The organism is Gordonia sp. (in: high G+C Gram-positive bacteria) (genome assembly GCF_012515855.1).
GTDB lineage: Bacteria > Actinomycetota > Actinomycetes > Mycobacteriales > Mycobacteriaceae > Gordonia.
The window spans coordinates 29377-48488 of sequence record NZ_JAAYXO010000117.1; the positions used below are offsets into that span (position 1 = coordinate 29377).

Below are 19112 nucleotides of genomic sequence, written 5' to 3' on the forward strand. Positions count from 1 at the left end.
GTGCCGAACCGCACGGCCGCCGCGGACGGCCGAATCTCTTCGAGGCTACCGTCGACGCTCACAGGGTGTCGTTGAGGGCTTTGATCGGCATGCTCAGATCCGCGAGCAGGTCGAGGTCGTTCTCCGCGGGACGACCGAGGGTGGTGAGGTAGTTGCCGACGATGACGGCGTTGATGCCGCCGAGAATGCCCTGCTTGGCCCCGAGGTCGCCGAGGGTGATCTCCCGACCGCCCGCGAAACGCAGGATGGTGCGCGGCAGCGCGAGGCGGAAGGCCGCGACCGACTTGAGCGCCTCCGACGCGGGCAGCACCTCAAGATCGCCGAACGGCGTGCCCGGACGCGGATTGAGGAAGTTCAGCGGGACCTCGTCGGGCTCCAGCGCGGCGAGATCGGCGGCGAACTCCGCACGCTGCTCGAGCGTTTCGCCCATGCCGAGGATGCCGCCGCAGCAGACCTCCATACCCGCTTCGCGGACCATGGTGAGGGTGCCCCAGCGTTCCTCCCACGAGTGGGTGGTGACCACGTTCGGGAAGTGGCTTCGCGCGGTCTCGAGATTGTGGTTGTAGCGGTGGACGCCCATCGCGGCCAGCTCGTCGACCTGCTCCTGGGTGAGCATGCCGAGGCTGCAGGCGATCTGGATGTCCACCTCGTTGCGGATGGCCTCGATGCCTGCGGCCACCTGAGCCATCAGGCGCTTGTCCGGGCCGCGGACGGCGGCGACGATGCAGAACTCGGTGGCGCCGGTCTTCGCGGTCTGCTTCGCGGCTTCGACGAGCGACGGGATGTCGATCCAGGCGCTCCGGACGGGCGACGCGAAGAGGCCGGACTGGCTGCAGAAGTGGCAGTCCTCGGGGCAGCCGCCGGTCTTGAGCGAGATGATGCCCTCGACCTCCACCTCGGGGCCGCACCAGCGCATCCGGACGTCGTGCGCCAACTGCATCAGTTCCTCGAGACGTTCGTCGTCGAGCTTGAGGACGGCCAGCACCTGGTCCTGCGTGAGGCCCTCGCCGCGTTCGAGCACCTGGTCGCGGGCTACGGCCAGAATGTCGGCGGTGGTCTCGGCGTCGGCCGGGGCACTCGTGTCGGCGGTCGTGGTCATGGGAAATCTCCTTCGGTGAATGAGGGAACTGGAGGTCGTACGCGCGCTCAGGCAGGCACGTCGACCGGTGAGGAATGAAAGAGTCGGGGATCGACCCAGGCCGGCGCGGCAGCTCGGAAGTCGACCTCCGACATCGCGCCGACCCCGGCCGGGACAGTGGCGACGATCGGTGCGCCGGTGAGACGCGGCAGATCCGCGATGTTGCAGCGCATGGCGAGGTCGGGTTCTGCGGGCCAGGCTCCGATCACCAGTCCGCGGACGCCCGCCCCCGCGGCCTCCGCGGCCCGGGTGGTGAGCTCGGTGTGGTTGAGGCTGCCGAGGCCCGGGTCGGTGACGACGAGCAGATCCGCGCCGAGGCTCACCGCCACGTCGAGAACCGTCAGGTCCGGCGCGAGGCGGACGAGGACTCCCCCGGCGCCTTCCACCAGCACCAGGTCGGCGTCAACCGCGAGTTCGGCGACGGCGCCGACGATGGCGTCGAGGGTCACCGGCGCCATGCCCGCACGGGCCGCGGCGGTCTCCGGCGCCAGCGGTTCCGGGAAGCGAGCGGGTTCGCGCGTCGGGATCTCGCCCGCGAGTCGGCGGATGTCGGCGAGGTCACCGGGTTCATCCACGGCGAGGCCGGTCTGCGCGGCCTTGCAGACGCCGACCTGCAGCCCGGCCGCGCGGGCCGCCGCCGCGACGGCTGCCACCGCGACGGTCTTGCCGATGTCGGTGGAGGTTCCGGTGACGACCAGGATCTGTGCGCTCATGCCGCACCCACGTCCCGAAGCGCACCCCGAACCACCCCGGCGACGAAGTCCAGATCGGCGTCGCTGAGGTCGGCGCGGACGGTGAGACGCAGCCGTGACGTGCCCTCCGGGACCGACGGCGGCCGGAAGCAGCCGACGAAGACACCCTGCTCACGACACAGCGCGGCCGCCCGAACCGCACGGTTCGGGTCGCCGACGATCAGCGAGACCACCGCCGCGTCGGGGACCTCGCCGCCGCACGCCTGCGCCAGCCGGCGGACACCGGCCCGGAGCCGATCGGGCATCGCCGGATCGGCTCGGAGCACCCGGAGGGCAGCATGGGCCGCGCCGACCGCCGCGGGATTGAGCCCGGTGTCGAAGATGAAGGTTCGGGCGTGATCGATGAGGTGATCGCGCAGCAGGTGGCTGCCGAGCACCAGGCCGCCCTGCGCGCCGAGCGACTTGGAGGCCACCGTGGTGATCACCAGACCGGGCGCGCCCGACAATCCGTGCTCGGCCGCGACGCCCCGGCCGCCCGGGCCGCGGACACCGAGCGCATGCGCCTCGTCGGCCAGCAGGATGGCTCCGTGGTCGACGGCGGCGTCGTAGAAGTCCCGGAGGGGGGCCACCATCCCGTCGATGCTGTAGATGGAGTCGGTGACGACCAGCGCCCGCTCCTCCGTGCGCTCGGCGAGCTGCCGGCGCACCGCTTCGACGTCGCCGCGCGGCACCACCGCCACCCGCGCCCGCGACAGCCGGCAGCCGTCGATCAGTGAAGCGTGCGCCCCGGTGTCGCTGACGATGAGGTCGCCGCGTCCCACCAGTGCCGTGATGGCGCCGATGTTCGCCATGTAACCGGACGAGAAGGCGAGAGCGGCCTCGAAACCCAGGAACTCCGCGACATCGTTCTCGAAGTCGATGTGCGCGGCCGTGGTGCCCGCCACCAGGCGGGAGGCGGTGGATCCAGTTCCCCAGGTGTCGAGGGCAGCGTGCGCGCCTGCGATCACCTCGGGGTGCGTCGACAGGCCGAGGTAGTCGTTGGACGCCAGGTTGATCTCGGTGGCTCCCGGCTGTCGCGCCACCGGGGCGCGGTGCAGTCCGGCGTCGAGCGTCCGCTCGGCGATGTCGGCCAGCCAGGGCGCGCTCATGAGGCCAACTCCCGGGTCGCGGTCGCCAACGATGCGTGCGCGGCCGCCGACATGCCTGCGACCACGACGTCGAGTTGCCGGTCGTCGATGATGAACGGCGGCATCGCGTAGATGAGATTGCGGAACGGCCGCACCCAGAGGCCCGCGGCCACGGCCGCGTCGGTGGCCGCGACCATGTCGACCGGACCGTCGAGCTCGACGACGGCGATCGCGCCCAACGTGCGGACGTCGACCACGCCGGACACCCGCCGCAGCGGCGCGAGCCCGTCGGCCAGCCGTCGACCGATCTCGGGGACCCGCGATCGCCACGCCGAGTCCGCGAGCACATCCAGCGACGTGCAGGCCACCGCGCAGGCCAGCGGATTGGCCATGAAAGTGGGCCCATGGGCCAGACCGCCCGCTTCGCCGCGACTGATCACCTCGGCGATCCGGTCGGTGGTCAGGGTGGCGGCGAGGGTCAAGTAGCCGCCGGTCAGCGCCTTGCCCAGACACATGATGTCCGGGCTCACCTCGGCGGCGTCCACAGCGAACAGGGTGCCGGTCCGGCCGAAGCCGGTGGCGATCTCGTCGCAGATGAGCAGGACATCGTGCCGGTCGCACAGGCGACGCAGGCCGGCGATCAGCTCCGGCGAGTGGAAGCGCATGCCTCCGGCGCCCTGCACCACGGGCTCCACGATCACCGCGGCCAGGTGGTCGCGGCGCGCCTCCAGTTCGGCGTCGAGCATCGCGAGGTAAGCCTGATCGACCGCACCGCCCTCCCGTGCGTCCGGAGGCGCGGGCACGAAGACCTGGTCGGCGATCACGCCGCGCCACATGGCGTGCATGCCGCCCTCGGGGTCGCAGACACTCATCGGGGCGAAGGTGTCGCCGTGGTAGCCGCCGCGCCAGGTGAGCAGCGTGCGCTTGTCGGGGCGGCCCAGGCTGCGCCAGTACTGGACGGCCATCTTGACCGCGACTTCCACCGACACCGAGCCGGAGTCGGCGAAGAAGACCTTCCGCAGCGGCTCCGGGGTCATCGCGACGAGCTTCGCCGCTAACTGCGCGGCAGGCTGATGGGTGAGCCCGCCGAACATGACGTGGGACATCTTGCCCGCCTGCTCCGCCAGTGCCGCGTCGAGTCGTGGATGACGGTAGCCGTGCACCGCGGCCCACCACGAGCTCATGCCGTCGACCAACTCGGTGCCGTCGGCGAGCGTGATGGTGACGCCCTCGCACTCGCGGACCACGCGCGGACCGGTGGTCGAGGGGAAGCCGCCGTACGGGTGCCAGACGTGCTCGGCGTCGATCTCGGCGATGGTGACTGAATCCACACCGTCTCCTCTACTGTCGCTACCCCACCCGATTACCAACTCCTAGACACTGTCCAGGAGAATCCTTGAACACCGTACAGGACATCCCTGAACGACGTACAGGAGCCGCAGTGCCGCAGGTCGGGCATCGACGGCCGGTTAGGGTGGCACCGTGACCAACACCAGGGCCGACATCCTCGCCGCCGCGCGAGGCATCTTGGCCGAGCACAGCCTCGCCGACCTCACGATGCGTCGCCTGGCCACCGATCTCGGCGTGCGTCCCAATGCGCTGTACTGGCACTTCCCCAACAAGCAGTCGATGCTCGCCGCGCTGGCCGAGAACATCCTGGCCACGATCCCCGGCCCCGCACCCGACATCGACTGGGCGACCGATGTTCACCGCCTCGCCACCGACATGCGGGCCGCTCTCCTCGCGGTGCCCGACAGCGCCGAGGTCGTCTCGTCGGCGTGGGCCTCTGGGCTCGCCGAGCGCGGGATGGAGACCACGATCGTCGACGTGGCCGTCGCCGGCGGTCTCCCGCCGCAGGTGGCCGCGGGACTCGCCACCGCGATCTGCCAGTTGACCATCGGCCTCACCATCGAAGAACAGACCCGCACCCAGATGGAACGCCTCGGCGTCACCGGCCCCTCCGGCCGCCTGTTCACCGACGAGTTCGAGGCCGCCCTCGAAGTGATTCTCGACGGCGCGAGATTTCGCGCGACGTCGGCGGACACGTAGATTACGGAGGCGGCCGCCCTGCTCGAGCGGCCGAACGTCCTAACAGAAGCGAGAAGTTGTCCGCCACGACCGCCGGTGAAACCGCCAAGCCTGCGGCGACCGTGCCCGCGTACCGCACCGACCTCGACGGTCTGCGCGGCATCGCGATCGCCCTGGTCGCATGTTTCCACGTGTGGTTCGGCCGCGTCTCCGGCGGCGTCGACGTCTTTCTGACCCTCTCCGGCTACTTCTTCATCGGATCACTGGTCCGACACACCATTCACAGCCAGTCGCTGAACATCGGCCTCGGCGAGACCGTCAATCCGTGGCCGCGACTGAAGAGGCTGCTCCGGCGACTGCTGCCCGCGCTCTACACGGTGCTGATCGCCGTCGGCATTCTCACCGTCCTGGCGATGACGCAGACCCGCTGGCAGAACATCGGCCGCGAGATCGTCGCCAGCGCGCTCTACTACCAGAACTATTACCTGGCGCAGAACTCGCAGGACTACCTCGCGGCCAGTTCCGCCAACAGTCCGCTGCAGCACCTCTGGTCGATGTCGATGCAGGGCCAGTTCTTCGTCGGCGCGCTGGTGGTCCTGCTCGCGATCGCCGGGCTCATCAAGCTCCTGGGCCGCCGATTCGAGGTGCTGACCCGCGCCGGGGTGATCCGCGCGATCTTCGCTGCCGTCATCGGCGCGGTCGCGCTCGCGTCGTTCGCATGGGCCCAGCACCGCCTGAGCGTCGATCAGCCGTTCAATTACTACGACACGCTGTCGCGCCTGTGGGAGCCACTGGTGGGCGGACTGCTCGCGATCTGGCTGCCCACCTGGCGGGTCTCGACGCGTGTGCGCAGCGCCGTCACCGTGATCGCCCTGCTGCTGATCGCCACCTGCGGTTGGTGGATCGACGGCGTCGCGCAGTACCCGGCCGCCCTGGCATGGGTGCCCGTCGGGGCCACCCTCCTGGTGATCTGGTCCGGTCAGGTGTCGCCCGACCAGGCGCAGCCCGGCGCCAACCGCGTGCTCGCGAGTGACCGCGCCGTCTGGCTCGGCAGCCTGTCGTACTCGCTGTACCTGATCCACTGGCCACTGCTGATCTTCTATCTGACCTGGCGCGGCGTCGACCAGGCCGGTTTCCTCGAGGGCACGGCGATCCTCGCGGTCTCGCTGGGGTTGTCGTGGTTGATGAAGCGGTATGTCGAAGACCCGATGCGCGGCGGCGGGCGCTCGTCGATGGCCCACGTGCACTGGCGGTCGCATCCGCGCGTCACCTACACCGCCGCCCTGACGATCGTGCTGGTTCTGGCATCGGCAGGCACCGCAGGAGCGATCAAGGCCTGGGACCGGCACATGGCGACCGTCCACGTCGACACCGCGAACCTCGATCCCGCCCTCTACCCGGGCGCCCGCGCACTCCTCGAGGGCGCTCCGGTCCCCGCGCTCGACCCGCAGCCCACGCCGCTGGCCGTCGCCGAGGATCTTCCGCAGACCGGCCCCGACGGCTTCATGAGCGACTTCGCGGCGACGACGCCCGCGGTCGGGGTCTACGGCGACCCGAACGGTGCCAAGACCATCGCCGTCGCGGGCGGCTCGCACGCGGAGATGTGGATCGGCGCCCTCGACGCCATCGGCAAGCAGAACGGCTTCCGGGTGGTCACCTATCTCAAGATGGGCTGCCCGCTGACCGCCGAGGCCACCCCGACGCGCCTGGAGGGCACGCCGTACCCGGAGTGCCGCACGTGGGTCGACGCGGTGATGGCCGACCTCCTGCGCACCCGGCCCGACGCGGTCTTCACCAACTCCACGCGGCCGGACCCGGCCGGACCCGCCGATCACGTCCCCGAGGGCTACCTAGGCGTCTTCGCCGAGCTGACCGAGGCGGGCATCCCCGTGGTCGGCATCCGCGACATTCCCTGGCCCCACGGCGAGCGCGGCGCCATCGACACGCCGGCCTGCCTCGCCGCGGGCGGCAACGCCCAGAGCTGCGGCACCGAGCGCGCCAGTGCGCTGCACCCCGTCGACCCCGCGGACGCCGTCGCCGCGGCCAACCCGCTGTTCCACGCGCTCGACCTGACCGACGGCATCTGCACCGCCGACTTCTGCCCGGCTGTCGTCGGTAACATCATCGTGTACAAGGACTATCACCACCTGAGCGCGACCTATGTCCGGACGCTGACGCGCGAGCTGTCGCGCCAACTCGCCGCCGCGCTGCCATGGGCCGGCCCGGAAGTCCACAACTGACGCGCCACGCTCGGCGAGCCGCATAGAGGAGGGGCATGACCGGGATTCCCGTCGACCCGGTAGCCACCTACCGCGTTCAGCTGACCCCCGAGTTCACGTTCGCCGAAGTGGCAGGAATCCTGCAGCACCTCTGCGAGCTCGGGATCAGTCATCTGTACCTGTCCCCGATTCTGGCGGCGATGCCCGGTTCCCAGCACGGCTACGACTGGACGCCGCCCGCGCGGATCTCCGAGGTTCTGGGCGGCCCCGAAGGCTTCCATCTCCTGCGCGAACACGCCCGCGCACTCGGCATCGGCATCATCGTGGACATCGTCCCCAATCACGTCGGCGTGGCCGACCCGGAGCACAATCCGTGGTGGTCCGACGTCTTGATCCACGGCCTCGAGTCGCCGTTCGCGCACTACTTCGACCTCGACACCGCGCCCACGGACGGCCTGATCAATCTGCCGTACCTCGGCAGTTCCGACGACCTGGCCGATCTGCGAGTCGATGATCACGGTCGTCTGGTGCTCGGCGAGATAGCGCTGCCGACCGCGCCCGGCACCTGGGCCCCGGGCGACGATCCGCTGGCCGTCCATCAGCTGCAGCACTATCGCCTCGTGCCCTACGACAGTCGGCGCGTCGGCTACCGCCGGTTCTTGGCCGTCAACGGGCTCGCAGCCCTGCGCCAGGAAGTCCCGGAGGTGTACGACGCAACCCACGCGTGGCTCCGCGAACTGGTCGTCGACGACCTGATCGACGGCGTCCGGGTCGACCACGTCGACGGCCTGCACGATCCGATCGGCTATCTGCGGCGACTGCGTGCCGACCTCGGCGATCAGCGCCTCATCTACATCGAGAAGGGGCTCGGCACCGACGAGGACCTCGACCCGGAGATGCCCGTCGACGGCACCACCGGCTACGACCAGCTCCAGCTCATCGAATCGCGCTTCACCGCTCCCAGCGGCGCCATCGAACTCGAGGAGACCTACCGTGCGATCGCGGGCGTCGCGGGCGACGGCGATCATCTCGCGGCCCGAGGACGCATCACCCGGCAGTCCGTGCTCGTCGACCAGTTCCCCGACCGAATTCAGCGGGTGACCGATCTGCTGACGCCGACGGCGCCCGAGGTCCCCGCGCATGCGGTGCAGAAGGCGGCGTCGCTGCTGATCTGCTCTGCCGCCGGCCGCCCCGACTACCCGTCACAGCGGGCTTCCGTCCTCCGGGTCATCGCCGATCTCGCCGACGAGTACCCGTCGCTCGCCCAGGGATTCGCGGTCTTGGACGCCGCCTTCCGGGATCCCACCTCGGCGCCCGACGCCATCGCCCGCATCGGCGAGGCGGTGGCCGCGGTGTACGGCAAGGGCGTCGAGGACGTCGGCTTCCACCGGACGGCGCGCCTGGTGTCCAGCCAGGAACTCGGCTGCAATCCCCTGGTGCCCGCCATCAACCGCATCGACTTCATCGATCGCGCCGTCCGGCGAGCGGACTCCTGGCCGCGAGCGATGATCGCGCTCTCCACTCATGACACCAAGCGCAGCGAGGACGTGCGCGCACGGATCGCCGTCATCGCCCAGACTCCGCAGCGCTGGCGGATTCTGGTCGACCGACTCTGGCGCCTGCAACCGCCGCCCCACGGGCTGATCTGCTACTTCCTCCTGCAGAACCTGGTCGGCGTGTGGCCCGACGACGGTCGCCCCGACGCCGTGCTCGCCCGGCGACTAGCCGAGTACGCCCGCAAGGCGATGCGCGAGGGCGGCCTGGTGTCGTCGTGGACCGAGGTGAACGACGACGCCGAAGCCGACGTCCAGGAATGGCTCGCCGCGATGCAGCGGGGTCCCGCCGCCGACCTGCTGTCGGAGTTCGTCGCCGCGATCGCTCCCGCGGGACGGACCGAGGCGCTCTCACGCAAGGCGCTCTCGCTCCTGCTGCCCGGCGTCGGCGACATCTACCAGGGAACTCAGTGGTGGGACGATTCGCTCACCGACCCGGACAACCGGCGTCCAGTCGACTACACGCGCAGTCTCGATCATCCGAAGGCCCGGGTGATCCGCACCTGCCTCGCGGTGCGACGTCGGAACCCCGCGGCCTTCGGCGGCGGCAGCGGGTACCTCCCCCTGCCGCTGCGCGGCGAGACCATCGGTCACGTCGTCGCCTTCGCGCGCGGACGCGCGGGCAAGGCCGAGGTCGTGGTCGTCGCGGTCCGGCTGGCCCTGATGTTCACCGACCCGGACATACGCGCGAAGACCCACCTCGTCCTGCCCTCGGGCACCTGGGTCGATGCCTTCACCGGCAACGCCTTCAGCGGCACCGTCGACGCCGAGACGCTGCTGCGCGACCGCGCGCTCGCCGTGCTGGAGCCGCTGGAGGCTACGGCGCCGGAGCCGGCTCGGGGGCCGGAGCGGGCGTCTCGCCGGGCACCGGGGCGGTCTGCTCGCCCTGCTGCGCACCGACGGTGACGCCCGGGCCCGCGCCGATGCTGCTGACGAGCCAGTCGCCGTCGACCTTGGTCATCTCGATCTGAAGCAGGATCGCGTTGCGACCGCCGCCCGCGCTGGCTGCGCTGGTACCGGTCACATCGACGCCGAGCACCACCGTCGCCTCGTCGGCGTCGAACGATTCGACCATCGACGAGGTGACGGTCGTCTTCATGTTCTCGACCTTGTTCTGCTTCATGAAGTCGGTGCTCACCACCGCGTCTGAGCTCAGCCGTTCCTTGAACTGACCGGTGGTCAACGGTCCGACGGCCTCGCGTAGCGATTCGGCCGACGCGTTGGGGCCGCCCATCGCATCGAAGTAGGTGGTCACGAAGTGCGCCGCTGCCGCCTTGCTGTCGTCGAACGCGTTGAGCCGCTGATTGTTCTGATACAGCTGCCAACCGCCGAAGGCGAAGGCGCCGACCACCAGAAGCGCGACAACCGCGCCACCGATCAGCTTGAGGGTCCGCACCGGGATGGTCACCTGCCCGGACGATGCCTCGTCCCGCCGGGCCTGGCGCGCGGCACGCTTCTCAGCGTTGATCGAACGCTCGGCCTCCGACGTCTCCTCAGCGGATTCGTCCTTCGCGAGGCCCTTCACCGAAACCGCATTGTCTTTCGAGTCAGCTGAACTCATACGTCCTTCATCACTTGTCTAGCGGAACCGTTCTTGCGTTCGGATCGTAGTTCGGAGGCGGTCCCGCCGTGTCATCGCCCTTCGGACGAGGAGCATTCGCAGCTCCGCGCGTCTGCAGGGTCGGATCCTCGGTCACACAGTACAGATTCTTCGGCACCGCCAACTCCAGGATCTTGGTCGGTCGCACCGGCGACATCTGGTAGTTGCACGACGGGCGCGGGTACAGCGACGCGAGGGCCCACCAGGCCCCGCCGTGGAACATCTTCTGGCCTTGGATCGAGCCGCCGCGAATCGACGGGAACAGGGTGGCCAGGGCGGGGGCGCGCAACGCGCCCTGCCGTGCCACATCCAGGAACTGGGTGAGCACATCCGTCAGCGGATCGGTGATCGTCGCGAGCGACCCGGTGAGGCTGGTGAACTGTCCGGGCCCGTTGCCGAGAAGACTCCGCAGTTCCTTGTCTGCCTCGACAGCTGCCGTGAAGACCGAGTCGAGGCCGCCGGCCAGCGCATCCAGGTCGGGTTGGATCTCCGCGGTGGTCTTCAGGATGGTGCCGGTGTTCTGAATCAGCTTCGTCGTCTGCGGCAGCACCTTCGCCAGGTCGGAGAAGATCTCGCCGCCGGACCGGAAGATCGACCGGAGCTGGTTGGGTCCGCGATCGTTCAGCGCGATCTCCAACTCCTGCATCGTCGAGGTCAGTTTGGGTGCGTCGATCTGGCTGATGACGTCGAGCGTCGACTGCAGCATGCCCGGGAACGGCGCGGTGACGTGGGTCTGCGCGACCTGGATCTCGTCGCCGTCGCTCAGGAACGGGCCGTCGTCGGTCGTCGGCGTGATGTTGACGAACTGCTCACCCGCGGCCGACAGCCCGAGTGCCGAGAAGGTGGCGTTCTTGTTCACCTTGAACTCGTTGCGCAGACGGAGCACCACGTCGACGCTCTTCGGCGTCACCTGGATCGATTCGACGTCGCCGATCTTGGATCCGCGCAGCATCACCTTGCTGGTGTCCTGCAGGCCTCCCGACACCGGAAAGTGCACGGTCACGTCATAGGTCTTCTGCCACGGACGCCAGCTCAGGCTGTTGAACGCCAGAAAGGCCAGGCCCACCAGCATCACCAACACCAACCCGATGTTGCCGACGGCGATCTTGTGCTTGCGCAACCACGTCATCATGAACAGCACCCCTGGGTTCCGGTGAGGCGAGCGATGATCCGCGCGAGAGTCTGTTCCATGCTGTGCATCCCGTTGGTGATGTCGGCGCCTTCGGGCAGCCTCGACGCCGAATCGAATCCGGCGCCAGGGGTGAGCCAGAACAGCTTCGCCGAGACGGCCGCCGCACTGCCGGAGGTGGACTTGATCCACTTCGGGTTCAGCTCGGCCAAGCGATCCGACAGCGGACCGAAGATCGGCGCCGAGTTGTTCAGTGCCACCAGCGTGGTGTTCAGATGACCGAGCATCTCGGCGAAGTCGTCCTGCTCGGTGTTCAGGAAGTCAGTCGTCGCCGCGGTGACCGAGTTCGACTTGTCGAGCGTCGTCAGGATCATCCCGAGTTGGTCGTTGACGGTGTCGATCGCGGCGGGCAGCTTGTTGATGGCTGCCGCGATCTGGGTACGGCCGTCCGCCAACTGCTTGCTCCACTTGGCGGTGGTCGCCATGGCCTCGTCGACGGCTGCCGAGTTCTCGTTGAACTTGTGGATCGCCGTGGTGAAGCCTTCGATCGCTCCCTTGAGCTCGGGAGCATTGCCCCCGACGGCGGTGCTGAGTTCGGTGAAGATGCGCTGCAGCGAGCTGACCGACCCCGAGTCGACGAGCGCGGTCATACTGATCAGCAGATCCTCGACGGTGGCTGCGGCGGAGGTCGGACCGGTGAGCCGGCCCCCGTCCTGCACAAAGCCCTTCGACGAGTCGGCAGGGGGCTGCAGCGCCACGAACACGTCACCGAGCGGAGTGGCCTGGCGCAGCTCGGCGCCGGTTCCGATCGGGAGCCGCGTGTCCGTCGACACCTTCATCGTGACCTCGGCGCGATAGTTCTCCGCGACGATCGACTCCACCTCGCCGACGTCGACGCCGCCGAGGCGGACCTTCGCCTTGTTCGGCAGGTTGAGCGCATTCTCGAACTGGGTGTGGACGGTCATCGAATCGCCGAGGCCGCCGGGCGCGGGCAGCGGAATCTCTTCCACCGTGATGCCCGGCACCGCGCCGCACGCGGCGAGACTCACCGAGGTCGCCAGCGCGACGGCCGCGAACCCGAGCTTCTTCGCCAGTCCGGTCGTGTGTGTCAGCGTCATTTCTTGCTCAACTCCAACAGGCCGGAGTAGATGCCGAGATCGGGACCGAAGTCCTTCAGTTGGCCGGTGTCGCAGCCCTTCTGATTCATGTTCAGCGCATTGCACATCTTGTTGAGCAACTCGTTGTCGAGGAGCGACTTGTCGAGCAGCACCTGCGTCCGCCAGGCCCCCTGCTCGGCCGAGACCGAGTTCGACAGGTTCTGGACCAGCAGCGGAGCCACGTCGATGGTCTCGACGACCTCGCGGGAGAAGTCCGAGAGGTTGGCCGCCAGTGCCGCCAACCGCCCGGTGGACGAGCTGATGGTCCCCGAGTTGCTCGCGAGAAACTCGGAGGTGTTCTGCAGGGTTCGGTTGAGGTCGGCCAGGGTCGCGACGAGTCCGACGGATTGGTCGCCCAACATGTCCGAGACCTGCGTCATCGACGCCGAGAACTGCTTCATCTTCGGATAGTTGTCGGTGAGCGCGGTGGTGAGGGTGCTGAGCGACTTGATGATCGAGGTCAGCGCGTCGCCGTTGTCGGCGCCGAGCTTGCCCGCCTTCGACAGCGCGTCGAGCGCCACGCGCAGCTTGTCGCCGTTGCCCGACGCGATCCCGGAGGTCACGTCGACGAAGTCGGCGATGGGTCCTTCACCCGGCTTCTCTCCCGACATGGACTTCACGATGCGGTCGATCGAATCGAACAGCGTGCCGATCTCGACCGGGGCCTCGGTGTGCTTGATGGTGCCGCCGTCTTCGAGCTTCGGCCCCTCTTTGTAGGTGGGCGTCAGTTCGATGTGGCGCGTGGTGACGATCGAGGTGTTCACGATGGCCGCAGTCACGTCGGCGGGGACATCGATGCTGTTGTCGACCGTCATCTCGACCTTCACCCGCGTGCCCTGCGGCACCACGCTGGTGATTCGGCCTACCGGCATGCCGAGCACGGCGACGTCGTTGCCCTCGAAGAGGCCCGCGACATTCTCGAAGTAGGCGGTCACGGTGTTGGCCTGTCCCGCCGCCGCCGTCCAGGTGGCCGGTACCAGCGAACACCCGGTCACGGTGAGCGCACCCGCTGCGGTCAGCGCCACGGCGGACAGCACGCGTCGGGCCCCCGTCTTGGTTCCTCGCATCGTCTTGGTTCCGCGCCTCATTCTGGTTCCACCGACTGTCAGCATCCGTCCACCACCCGCGCCAGGCACAGCCAGTTGTCGGGGAACAGACCCCACGGCAGGTAGCCGTTGGCATAGGGACCGTCGGCCATCAGGTTGGTCGTCAGTCGGGCCGTCACCGGCAAGACCTCCAGCAGCTTCCGCAGGTTCTCGCGGTTCTTCTCGAGCCCGTTCGAAATGGTGTTGAGGTTGGCCATCACCGGTGCGAACTGCCCCTGATTCTCGGCGGCCACCGCGCGCGCCTGGTCGGTGAGCGCGGCGACGCCGTCGAGCATCCGGGTGACCAGCTGCTCGCGCGCGACGATCTTGTTGGCGAGCTGTGCGCCCTGGCCGACGATGATCGAGAGCTGGAACTGACTGTCGACCACCTGGTCGGTGACTGCCTCGGTGTCCTTGAGCAGTTGGGTGATCTGGTCGTGCCGGTTGTTGAGCACGTCCGACATCTGGGTCAGCGCCTCCAAGGTCGGGCCCATGATCGCGGGCGCCCCGGCCAGCTGCTGGTTGAGACTGCGGATGCTGTTGGTCAGATCGTCGGCCTCGATGCCTGCGAGGATCGGGGTGCCCTTCTCCAGGGTCTTCTGCAGGTCGTAGGGAACGAACGTGTGCTGAATCCGGTCGTCGGGCGCGTCCTTGCTGCTGTCGCCGATGACGACGTCCACGTAGCGCTGCCCGAGCAACGTGGACATCTTGATCTCGGCCGAACCGTCGTCCTTGACCTGGATGTCGCTGTTGACCTTCATGGTCACCGTCACATGGTCGCCGGCCAGCTCGGTGCCCGTGACCTCGCCGACATCGATGCCCGCCACCCGGACCTTGTCGCCGGAGCGAATGCCGCCTGCTTGCTCGAAGTCTGCGGTGTAGGTGCGCTTGCCCAGCCCCGCGCTGCTCAACCCGACGACGGCGACCAGGACCACCACGATCCCGAGGACCCCGAAGATGCCGTACCAGAGGCGACGATTGCCGTTGAACGACCGTCCGAAACGCTGCTTCATCGGCACACCACCGAATGCTGGGTGCCGCCGATCTTGTTGATCAGCCCGGGCGGGAACAGGACGTTGCCGATGGCGATGTCGAGGTCACAGGCATAAATGTTCAAGTACGCACCCTGCATCATCACGTTCGGGAAGTGGCCGAGGAAGACCGGAAGGTCTGCGGCCAGTCGGTCGATCTTGGCACCGCTGGCGATCAGCTTGTTGGTCGCTTCCCGCGCCGCGGTGCCCGCCGAACGGAGGCTGGAGCGGTTCTCCGCGAACACGGCCGCGAACCCCTCTGCGGTCCGACCGATCTGATCGAGCGACTTGCCGAACGCTGCCGAGTTGCCGTTGAGCCCCTCGACCAGTTTTCCGGCGCTGTCGATCAGCGTCTGAACCTGGTTGCCCTGCGACGCGAGTTCACGCATCACCACTCCCATGTTGGTGATGATGGCGCCGAGGACCTCATCGCGGTTCGCCAGATCGCCTGCGACCTGACCGATCTCGGCGATCGTGCGCGTCAGCGAGACGGTGTTGCCCTGGAAGGTCTGGATCAGGCTCTCCGACAGGGAGTTGACCTGTTCCGGGCTCAGGGTGTCGAACACCGGTTGGAAGCCCGCGAGAAGCTTGGTGACGTCGAACGAGTCCTCCCCCGGAAGTTGGAGTCGCGAGCCCTCGCTCAACTCCCGGGCAGGCTTCGCACCGTCGATCGTCAGCGCGAGATATCGCTGGCCGATGAGGTTCTGGTAGCGGATGGCCGCACGCGTATTGGCGTACATGCGCTGGCTGTCCTGAACCTCGAACGTGACGAGGGCCTTACCGTCGTCGAGCTCGATCGAGTTGACGCGACCGACGCGCACGCCTGCCATGCGGACGTCGTCGCCCGCCGCCAACCCGGAAGCATCCCGGAAGGTGGTGCTGAATCCGCTGGTGGATCCGCTGACCGATCGCTCGAGGGTCGACCAGATCAGGTAGGTCATGAACAGCGCGACCACCGCGAACAGGCTGAACCCGATCAGCGGTTTGCGAATGCTGGCCTTCCCGTGGCTCACTTGCCTCCCTCCTTCGGCATGACGCCGGACACCAACGGCCCCAGCATCAGTCGCTCGGCCGCCGACGGCTTCTTGCCGAGCGCCTTGTTCAGCGTCTTTCCGTCCTTGCCCGTGGTGACCGAGCTGACCGGCTTGCGCGCGGCCGCCTTCTTCATGCCGGGCGGGTAGATCGTCAACGGACCGGACATGGTCGGACCCGTTCCGGTTCCGGGACCCACGCAGCCGGGGCCGCGCAGCTGGCCGTACTTCCCGCCGTCGTACACCGGGCAGTTCTGCCGCGAGTACTGCTGGAAGGCGCTGAAGCTGATGCCGAGGTTCAGCTGCACGTGTCCGTTGACACCGGTGAACACCCCGAGCACCCGGCCTGCCAGCACATAGATCTCGCGCAGCGCCTGCGGCATCGCATCGGGCTCGAGCATGGTGGCGCCGAGCATGGTGTTGAGATCGCGGACGATGCGCTTGCCGCCGTCACCGTTCTTGGCGAACATCACCTGGACTTGGTCGAGCATGCCCTGACCGGCCGACAGCAGCGCGGTCAGCTGCTCGGAGTTCTCGGCGATGGTCATCGCGGGGACCACGGACTTGCCGATCGCATCGAGCAGTTCCGGCGTCGACTTCGCCAGTCCGTTGACGGCCCGGTTGAAGTTGTCGAATCCCGACGGCGCACCGGCTGGGAACTGCTCGTTGATGGTCTTCCAGTAGGTGTCGAGGACGCCGACGAAGGTCGAGAAGGTGGCGCCACCACCCTGCAGCGCGTCGGCGATGGTGCCGAGGACCATGCCGAGGTCCTCCGGCGGCACGCTGCGCAGCAGCGTGCGGAGCTCGTTCTGCGCATCCTGCAGACGGATCGTCGGCTCGGAGGTGTCGGCCTCGACCACGTCGCCACTGCTGAGTCGCTCCGACGACGGGTTCGCGGGCGCGATGAGCTCGACCGCGTTGACGCCGAACAGGTTCGACGGCACCGTGCGGGCGGTCGTGTTGGCCGGAATGCCTTCGGCCTGCGCCGGACTCAGGACCAGCGCGACGTTCTTCTTGGGGTTCTGGCCGCCGACGCTCACCAACTCGATCGAGTCGACGGTCCCCACGATGAAGCCGTTGTAGCGCACGTCGGCCCCGGACACGAGGCCGTCGCCGATGTCGGCCAGCTGCGCGGTGATCTCCGTGCGGCTCTCGAACTTGCCCTCGTAGCGCGCCAGCAGCAGGCCCGCGACCACGACGGCCACGGCGAGAAAGGCGAGGCCGCGCACAAAGTACGCCTTCAGTGACGGATCGCGTCCACCGGTGTCGATTTTCATTCAGCTATCCCGATATCTTGATGCCGGCGGAAGTGCCCCAGAAGACCAGGGTCAGGATCAGGTTCGCGAACACGATCGTGATGATCGACAGGCGGATCGCGTGACCGGCGGCCACGCCGACGCCTTCCGGACCACCGGAGGCGAAGTACCCGTAGTAGCACTGGATGAACGTCGTCAACAGGACGAAGACGATCACCTTCATGAACGAGAAGACCACATCGCGCGAGAGCATGAACTGCTCGAAGTAGTGCAGGTAGGTTCCGGCGCCCTCCCCCGACTGCAACTGGAACATCACCTGGCAGGCGATGTAATTGGCAGCCAGCGAGATGGCGTACAGCGGAATGATCGAGAGGACCGCCGCCGCCATGCGCGTCGTCACCAGGTACGGCAGCGGGCGGATCGCGATCGACTCGAGGGCGTCGATCTCCTCGCTGATCCGCATCGAGCCGAGCTGGGCGGTGAAGCGACAGCCCGACTGCGCGGTGAAGGCGGTCGCCGCCAGCAGCGGCGCGATCTCACGGGTGGTCGCGAAGGCCGACAGCCCGCCGGTGAGCGGAGCCATGCCCAGGAGGTTCAGGGCGGTGTATCCCTCGATGCCGACGGTCGCGCCGCCCATCACCCCGAGGATGATCATGACGCCGACGGTGCCGCCGCCCACTACGATCGCACCGTTGCCCCACGCGACGTCCGACAGCAGCCGCCAGACCTCCTTGCGGTAGTGCGTGAAGGTGATCGGTGCGAGCCCGATGGACTTCACCAGAAAGGTGATCAGGTGCCCCATCGCGACGATCGCGTCGCGCGGGCCCTCCCAGAGCTTCTTGAGCCACTCCAGCGGTTTCAGCACGGGCGGCACATACCGGGATGCGGTCATGTCACACCACCTTCGCCGGGACCACGAGAGCGAAGATCTGCGTCAGGATCACGTTCACGGTGAACAGCAGGATCACCGAGTTGACGACTGCCGCATTCACCGAGTTCGCGACACCGGCGGGACCACCGCTGGTGGACAGCCCTCTGTCGCAGGCGACGATCGCGACGATCACACCGAAGATCACGGCCTTCACCAGCGCGAACACGAGATCGGGCACACCCGCGAACGAGGCGAACGTGCCGGTGTAGCTGCCGGGTGTTCCACCTTGGAAGTACACGTTGAACAAGTAGCCGGTGATGAAGCCGACGAAACAGACGAACCCGCAGAGGAGGAACGAGACGACCATGGTCGCGAGCAGGCGCGGCGAGATGAGGCGCTGAACCGGATTGACACCCATCACCTTCATCGCATCGATCTCCTCGCGGATGGTCCGCGAGCCGAGATCTGCGGCGATCGCCGATCCGACCGCTCCCGCGAGCAGCAGCGAAGTGACCAGCGGCGCACCCTGGCGGATCACGCCCAGGCCGGTCGCCGCACCGGCGAACGACGTCGCACCGATCTGCCCGGCGATGTTCGACACCTGGATCGACACGATGACGCCGATCGGAATGGCGACCAGGAACGTGGGGAACACCGACGTCGACGCCATGAACGCACACTGGCGGACGAACTCGCCGAACGGAAAGCGCTTCTTGACGATGTCCTCGATCAGGACCTTGAACACCTCGACGAACATCGCGAGCTGGCGACCGAAGGTCTCGAAGGACTTCTTGACGTGCTCGTCGAACCACTTACCGGCACCGCTGTCGGACCAGCGTCGGCCACCCACGCGCGGTTGCGTGCCTACCGTGTCTGTGCTCATCCCCTGCCTTCACCTTGAGATCTGCGAGCGCCAGCCAGGAAGCGGTGTAAATCTGTGCCCCCACGCATACGACTCAACAGATCGTTCGGTCGTAATATCCACAGCATTTTCTTACGGGTGTGCGAGGGGACACACATAACTGCACCTATGTAGGAATCGGGCAGGTAGACGCCCCGCGGACCGTCGATGTCCGAAAAAGGCCTGCTATCGCGAAGGTTTTGCAGTGACAGCCCGGTCCGCCCGGTGAATCGCCCGAAAGCACGCCGCCCGAGTCGATTTCGACTCGGGCGGCGCGACGTTCGCGGATTCTCG

Annotated in this window: 16 protein-coding genes; 3 read left to right on the forward strand and 13 right to left on the reverse strand. The window is 67.8% G+C overall.

Annotated features, from left to right (window positions below; genetic code table 11):
* Window positions 1-58: 58 nt before the first annotated feature.
* From bioB to GX543_RS09010, 4 genes are read right to left on the reverse strand one after another with little or no spacing between them, the layout of a single operon-like run.
* Entirely contained in the window at window positions 59-1099 is a 1041-nt protein-coding gene (bioB, locus tag GX543_RS08995) for a biotin synthase BioB (protein ID WP_290851415.1), read from the reverse strand.
* A 47-nt stretch (window positions 1100-1146) separates the two neighbouring features.
* Window positions 1147-1851, reverse strand: a complete 705-nt coding sequence (gene bioD / locus GX543_RS09000; RefSeq protein WP_290851416.1) for a dethiobiotin synthase — start codon at window positions 1849-1851, stop codon at window positions 1147-1149.
* Entirely contained in the window at window positions 1848-2978 is a 1131-nt protein-coding gene (locus GX543_RS09005; RefSeq protein ID WP_290851418.1) for an 8-amino-7-oxononanoate synthase, read from the reverse strand. The genes bioD and GX543_RS09005 overlap by 4 nt, the downstream gene beginning before the upstream one ends.
* Window positions 2975-4288: an adenosylmethionine--8-amino-7-oxononanoate transaminase gene (locus tag GX543_RS09010; protein ID WP_290851420.1), complete on the reverse strand. Its 1314-nt coding sequence runs from the start codon at window positions 4286-4288 to the stop codon at window positions 2975-2977. Before GX543_RS09010 ends, GX543_RS09005 begins: the two co-directional genes overlap by 4 nt.
* Before the next feature lie 151 nt (window positions 4289-4439).
* On the opposite strand from GX543_RS09010, the gene GX543_RS09015 reads away from it, so the two are divergent.
* The 3 genes from GX543_RS09015 to treY are packed head-to-tail and all read left to right on the forward strand — an operon-like array spanning window position 4440 to window position 9663.
* Window positions 4440-5006 carry a TetR family transcriptional regulator gene (locus GX543_RS09015; protein ID WP_290851421.1) on the forward strand — a complete coding sequence of 189 codons (567 nt, stop codon included), beginning with the start codon at window positions 4440-4442 and terminating at the stop codon, window positions 5004-5006.
* 56 nt (window positions 5007-5062) lie between these two features.
* The gene (locus GX543_RS09020; protein ID WP_290851423.1) at window positions 5063-7225 is read left to right on the forward strand and encodes an acyltransferase family protein; all 2163 of its coding nucleotides are present in this window, start codon (window positions 5063-5065) and stop codon (window positions 7223-7225) included.
* 35 nt (window positions 7226-7260) lie between these two features.
* Complete coding sequence (gene treY, locus GX543_RS09025) at window positions 7261-9663, forward strand: malto-oligosyltrehalose synthase (protein ID WP_290851425.1); 2403 nt, start codon at window positions 7261-7263, stop codon at window positions 9661-9663.
* Here treY and GX543_RS09030 read toward each other — a convergent pair.
* Genes GX543_RS09030 through GX543_RS09070 form a run of 9 tightly spaced genes read right to left on the reverse strand, consistent with a single transcriptional unit; the run spans window position 9575 to window position 18800 of the window.
* Window positions 9575-10318 (reverse strand): hypothetical protein, encoded by a 744-nt coding sequence (locus tag GX543_RS09030; protein WP_290851427.1) that lies wholly within the window; start codon window positions 10316-10318, stop codon window positions 9575-9577. The two genes, treY and GX543_RS09030, sit on opposite strands and share 89 nt — an antisense overlap.
* Before the next feature lie 10 nt (window positions 10319-10328).
* A complete protein-coding gene (locus GX543_RS09035) occupies window positions 10329-11486 on the reverse strand; it encodes an MlaD family protein (RefSeq protein ID WP_290851461.1) in 1158 nt (385 codons plus the stop codon).
* The gene (locus GX543_RS09040; protein ID WP_290851429.1) at window positions 11486-12604 is read right to left on the reverse strand and encodes an MlaD family protein; all 1119 of its coding nucleotides are present in this window, start codon (window positions 12602-12604) and stop codon (window positions 11486-11488) included. Before GX543_RS09040 ends, GX543_RS09035 begins: the two co-directional genes overlap by 1 nt.
* Window positions 12601-13710, reverse strand: coding sequence for an MCE family protein (locus tag GX543_RS09045; RefSeq protein WP_290851463.1), 1110 nt, complete (start codon window positions 13708-13710; stop codon window positions 12601-12603). Before GX543_RS09045 ends, GX543_RS09040 begins: the two co-directional genes overlap by 4 nt.
* A gap of 38 nt (window positions 13711-13748) precedes the next feature.
* Entirely contained in the window at window positions 13749-14741 is a 993-nt protein-coding gene (locus GX543_RS09050) for an MCE family protein (protein ID WP_290851430.1), read from the reverse strand.
* Window positions 14738-15772, reverse strand: a complete 1035-nt coding sequence (locus GX543_RS09055; RefSeq protein WP_290851431.1) for an MCE family protein — start codon at window positions 15770-15772, stop codon at window positions 14738-14740. The genes GX543_RS09050 and GX543_RS09055 overlap by 4 nt, the downstream gene beginning before the upstream one ends.
* Window positions 15769-17067 (reverse strand): MCE family protein, encoded by a 1299-nt coding sequence (locus GX543_RS09060; protein WP_290851432.1) that lies wholly within the window; start codon window positions 17065-17067, stop codon window positions 15769-15771. The genes GX543_RS09055 and GX543_RS09060 overlap by 4 nt, the downstream gene beginning before the upstream one ends.
* A 4-nt stretch (window positions 17068-17071) precedes the next feature.
* A complete protein-coding gene (locus tag GX543_RS09065) occupies window positions 17072-17938 on the reverse strand; it encodes an ABC transporter permease (protein WP_290851433.1) in 867 nt (288 codons plus the stop codon).
* 1 nt (window position 17939) lies between these two features.
* Window positions 17940-18800, reverse strand: a complete 861-nt coding sequence (locus GX543_RS09070) for an ABC transporter permease (RefSeq protein WP_290851434.1) — start codon at window positions 18798-18800, stop codon at window positions 17940-17942.
* Window positions 18801-19112 lie beyond the last annotated feature (312 nt).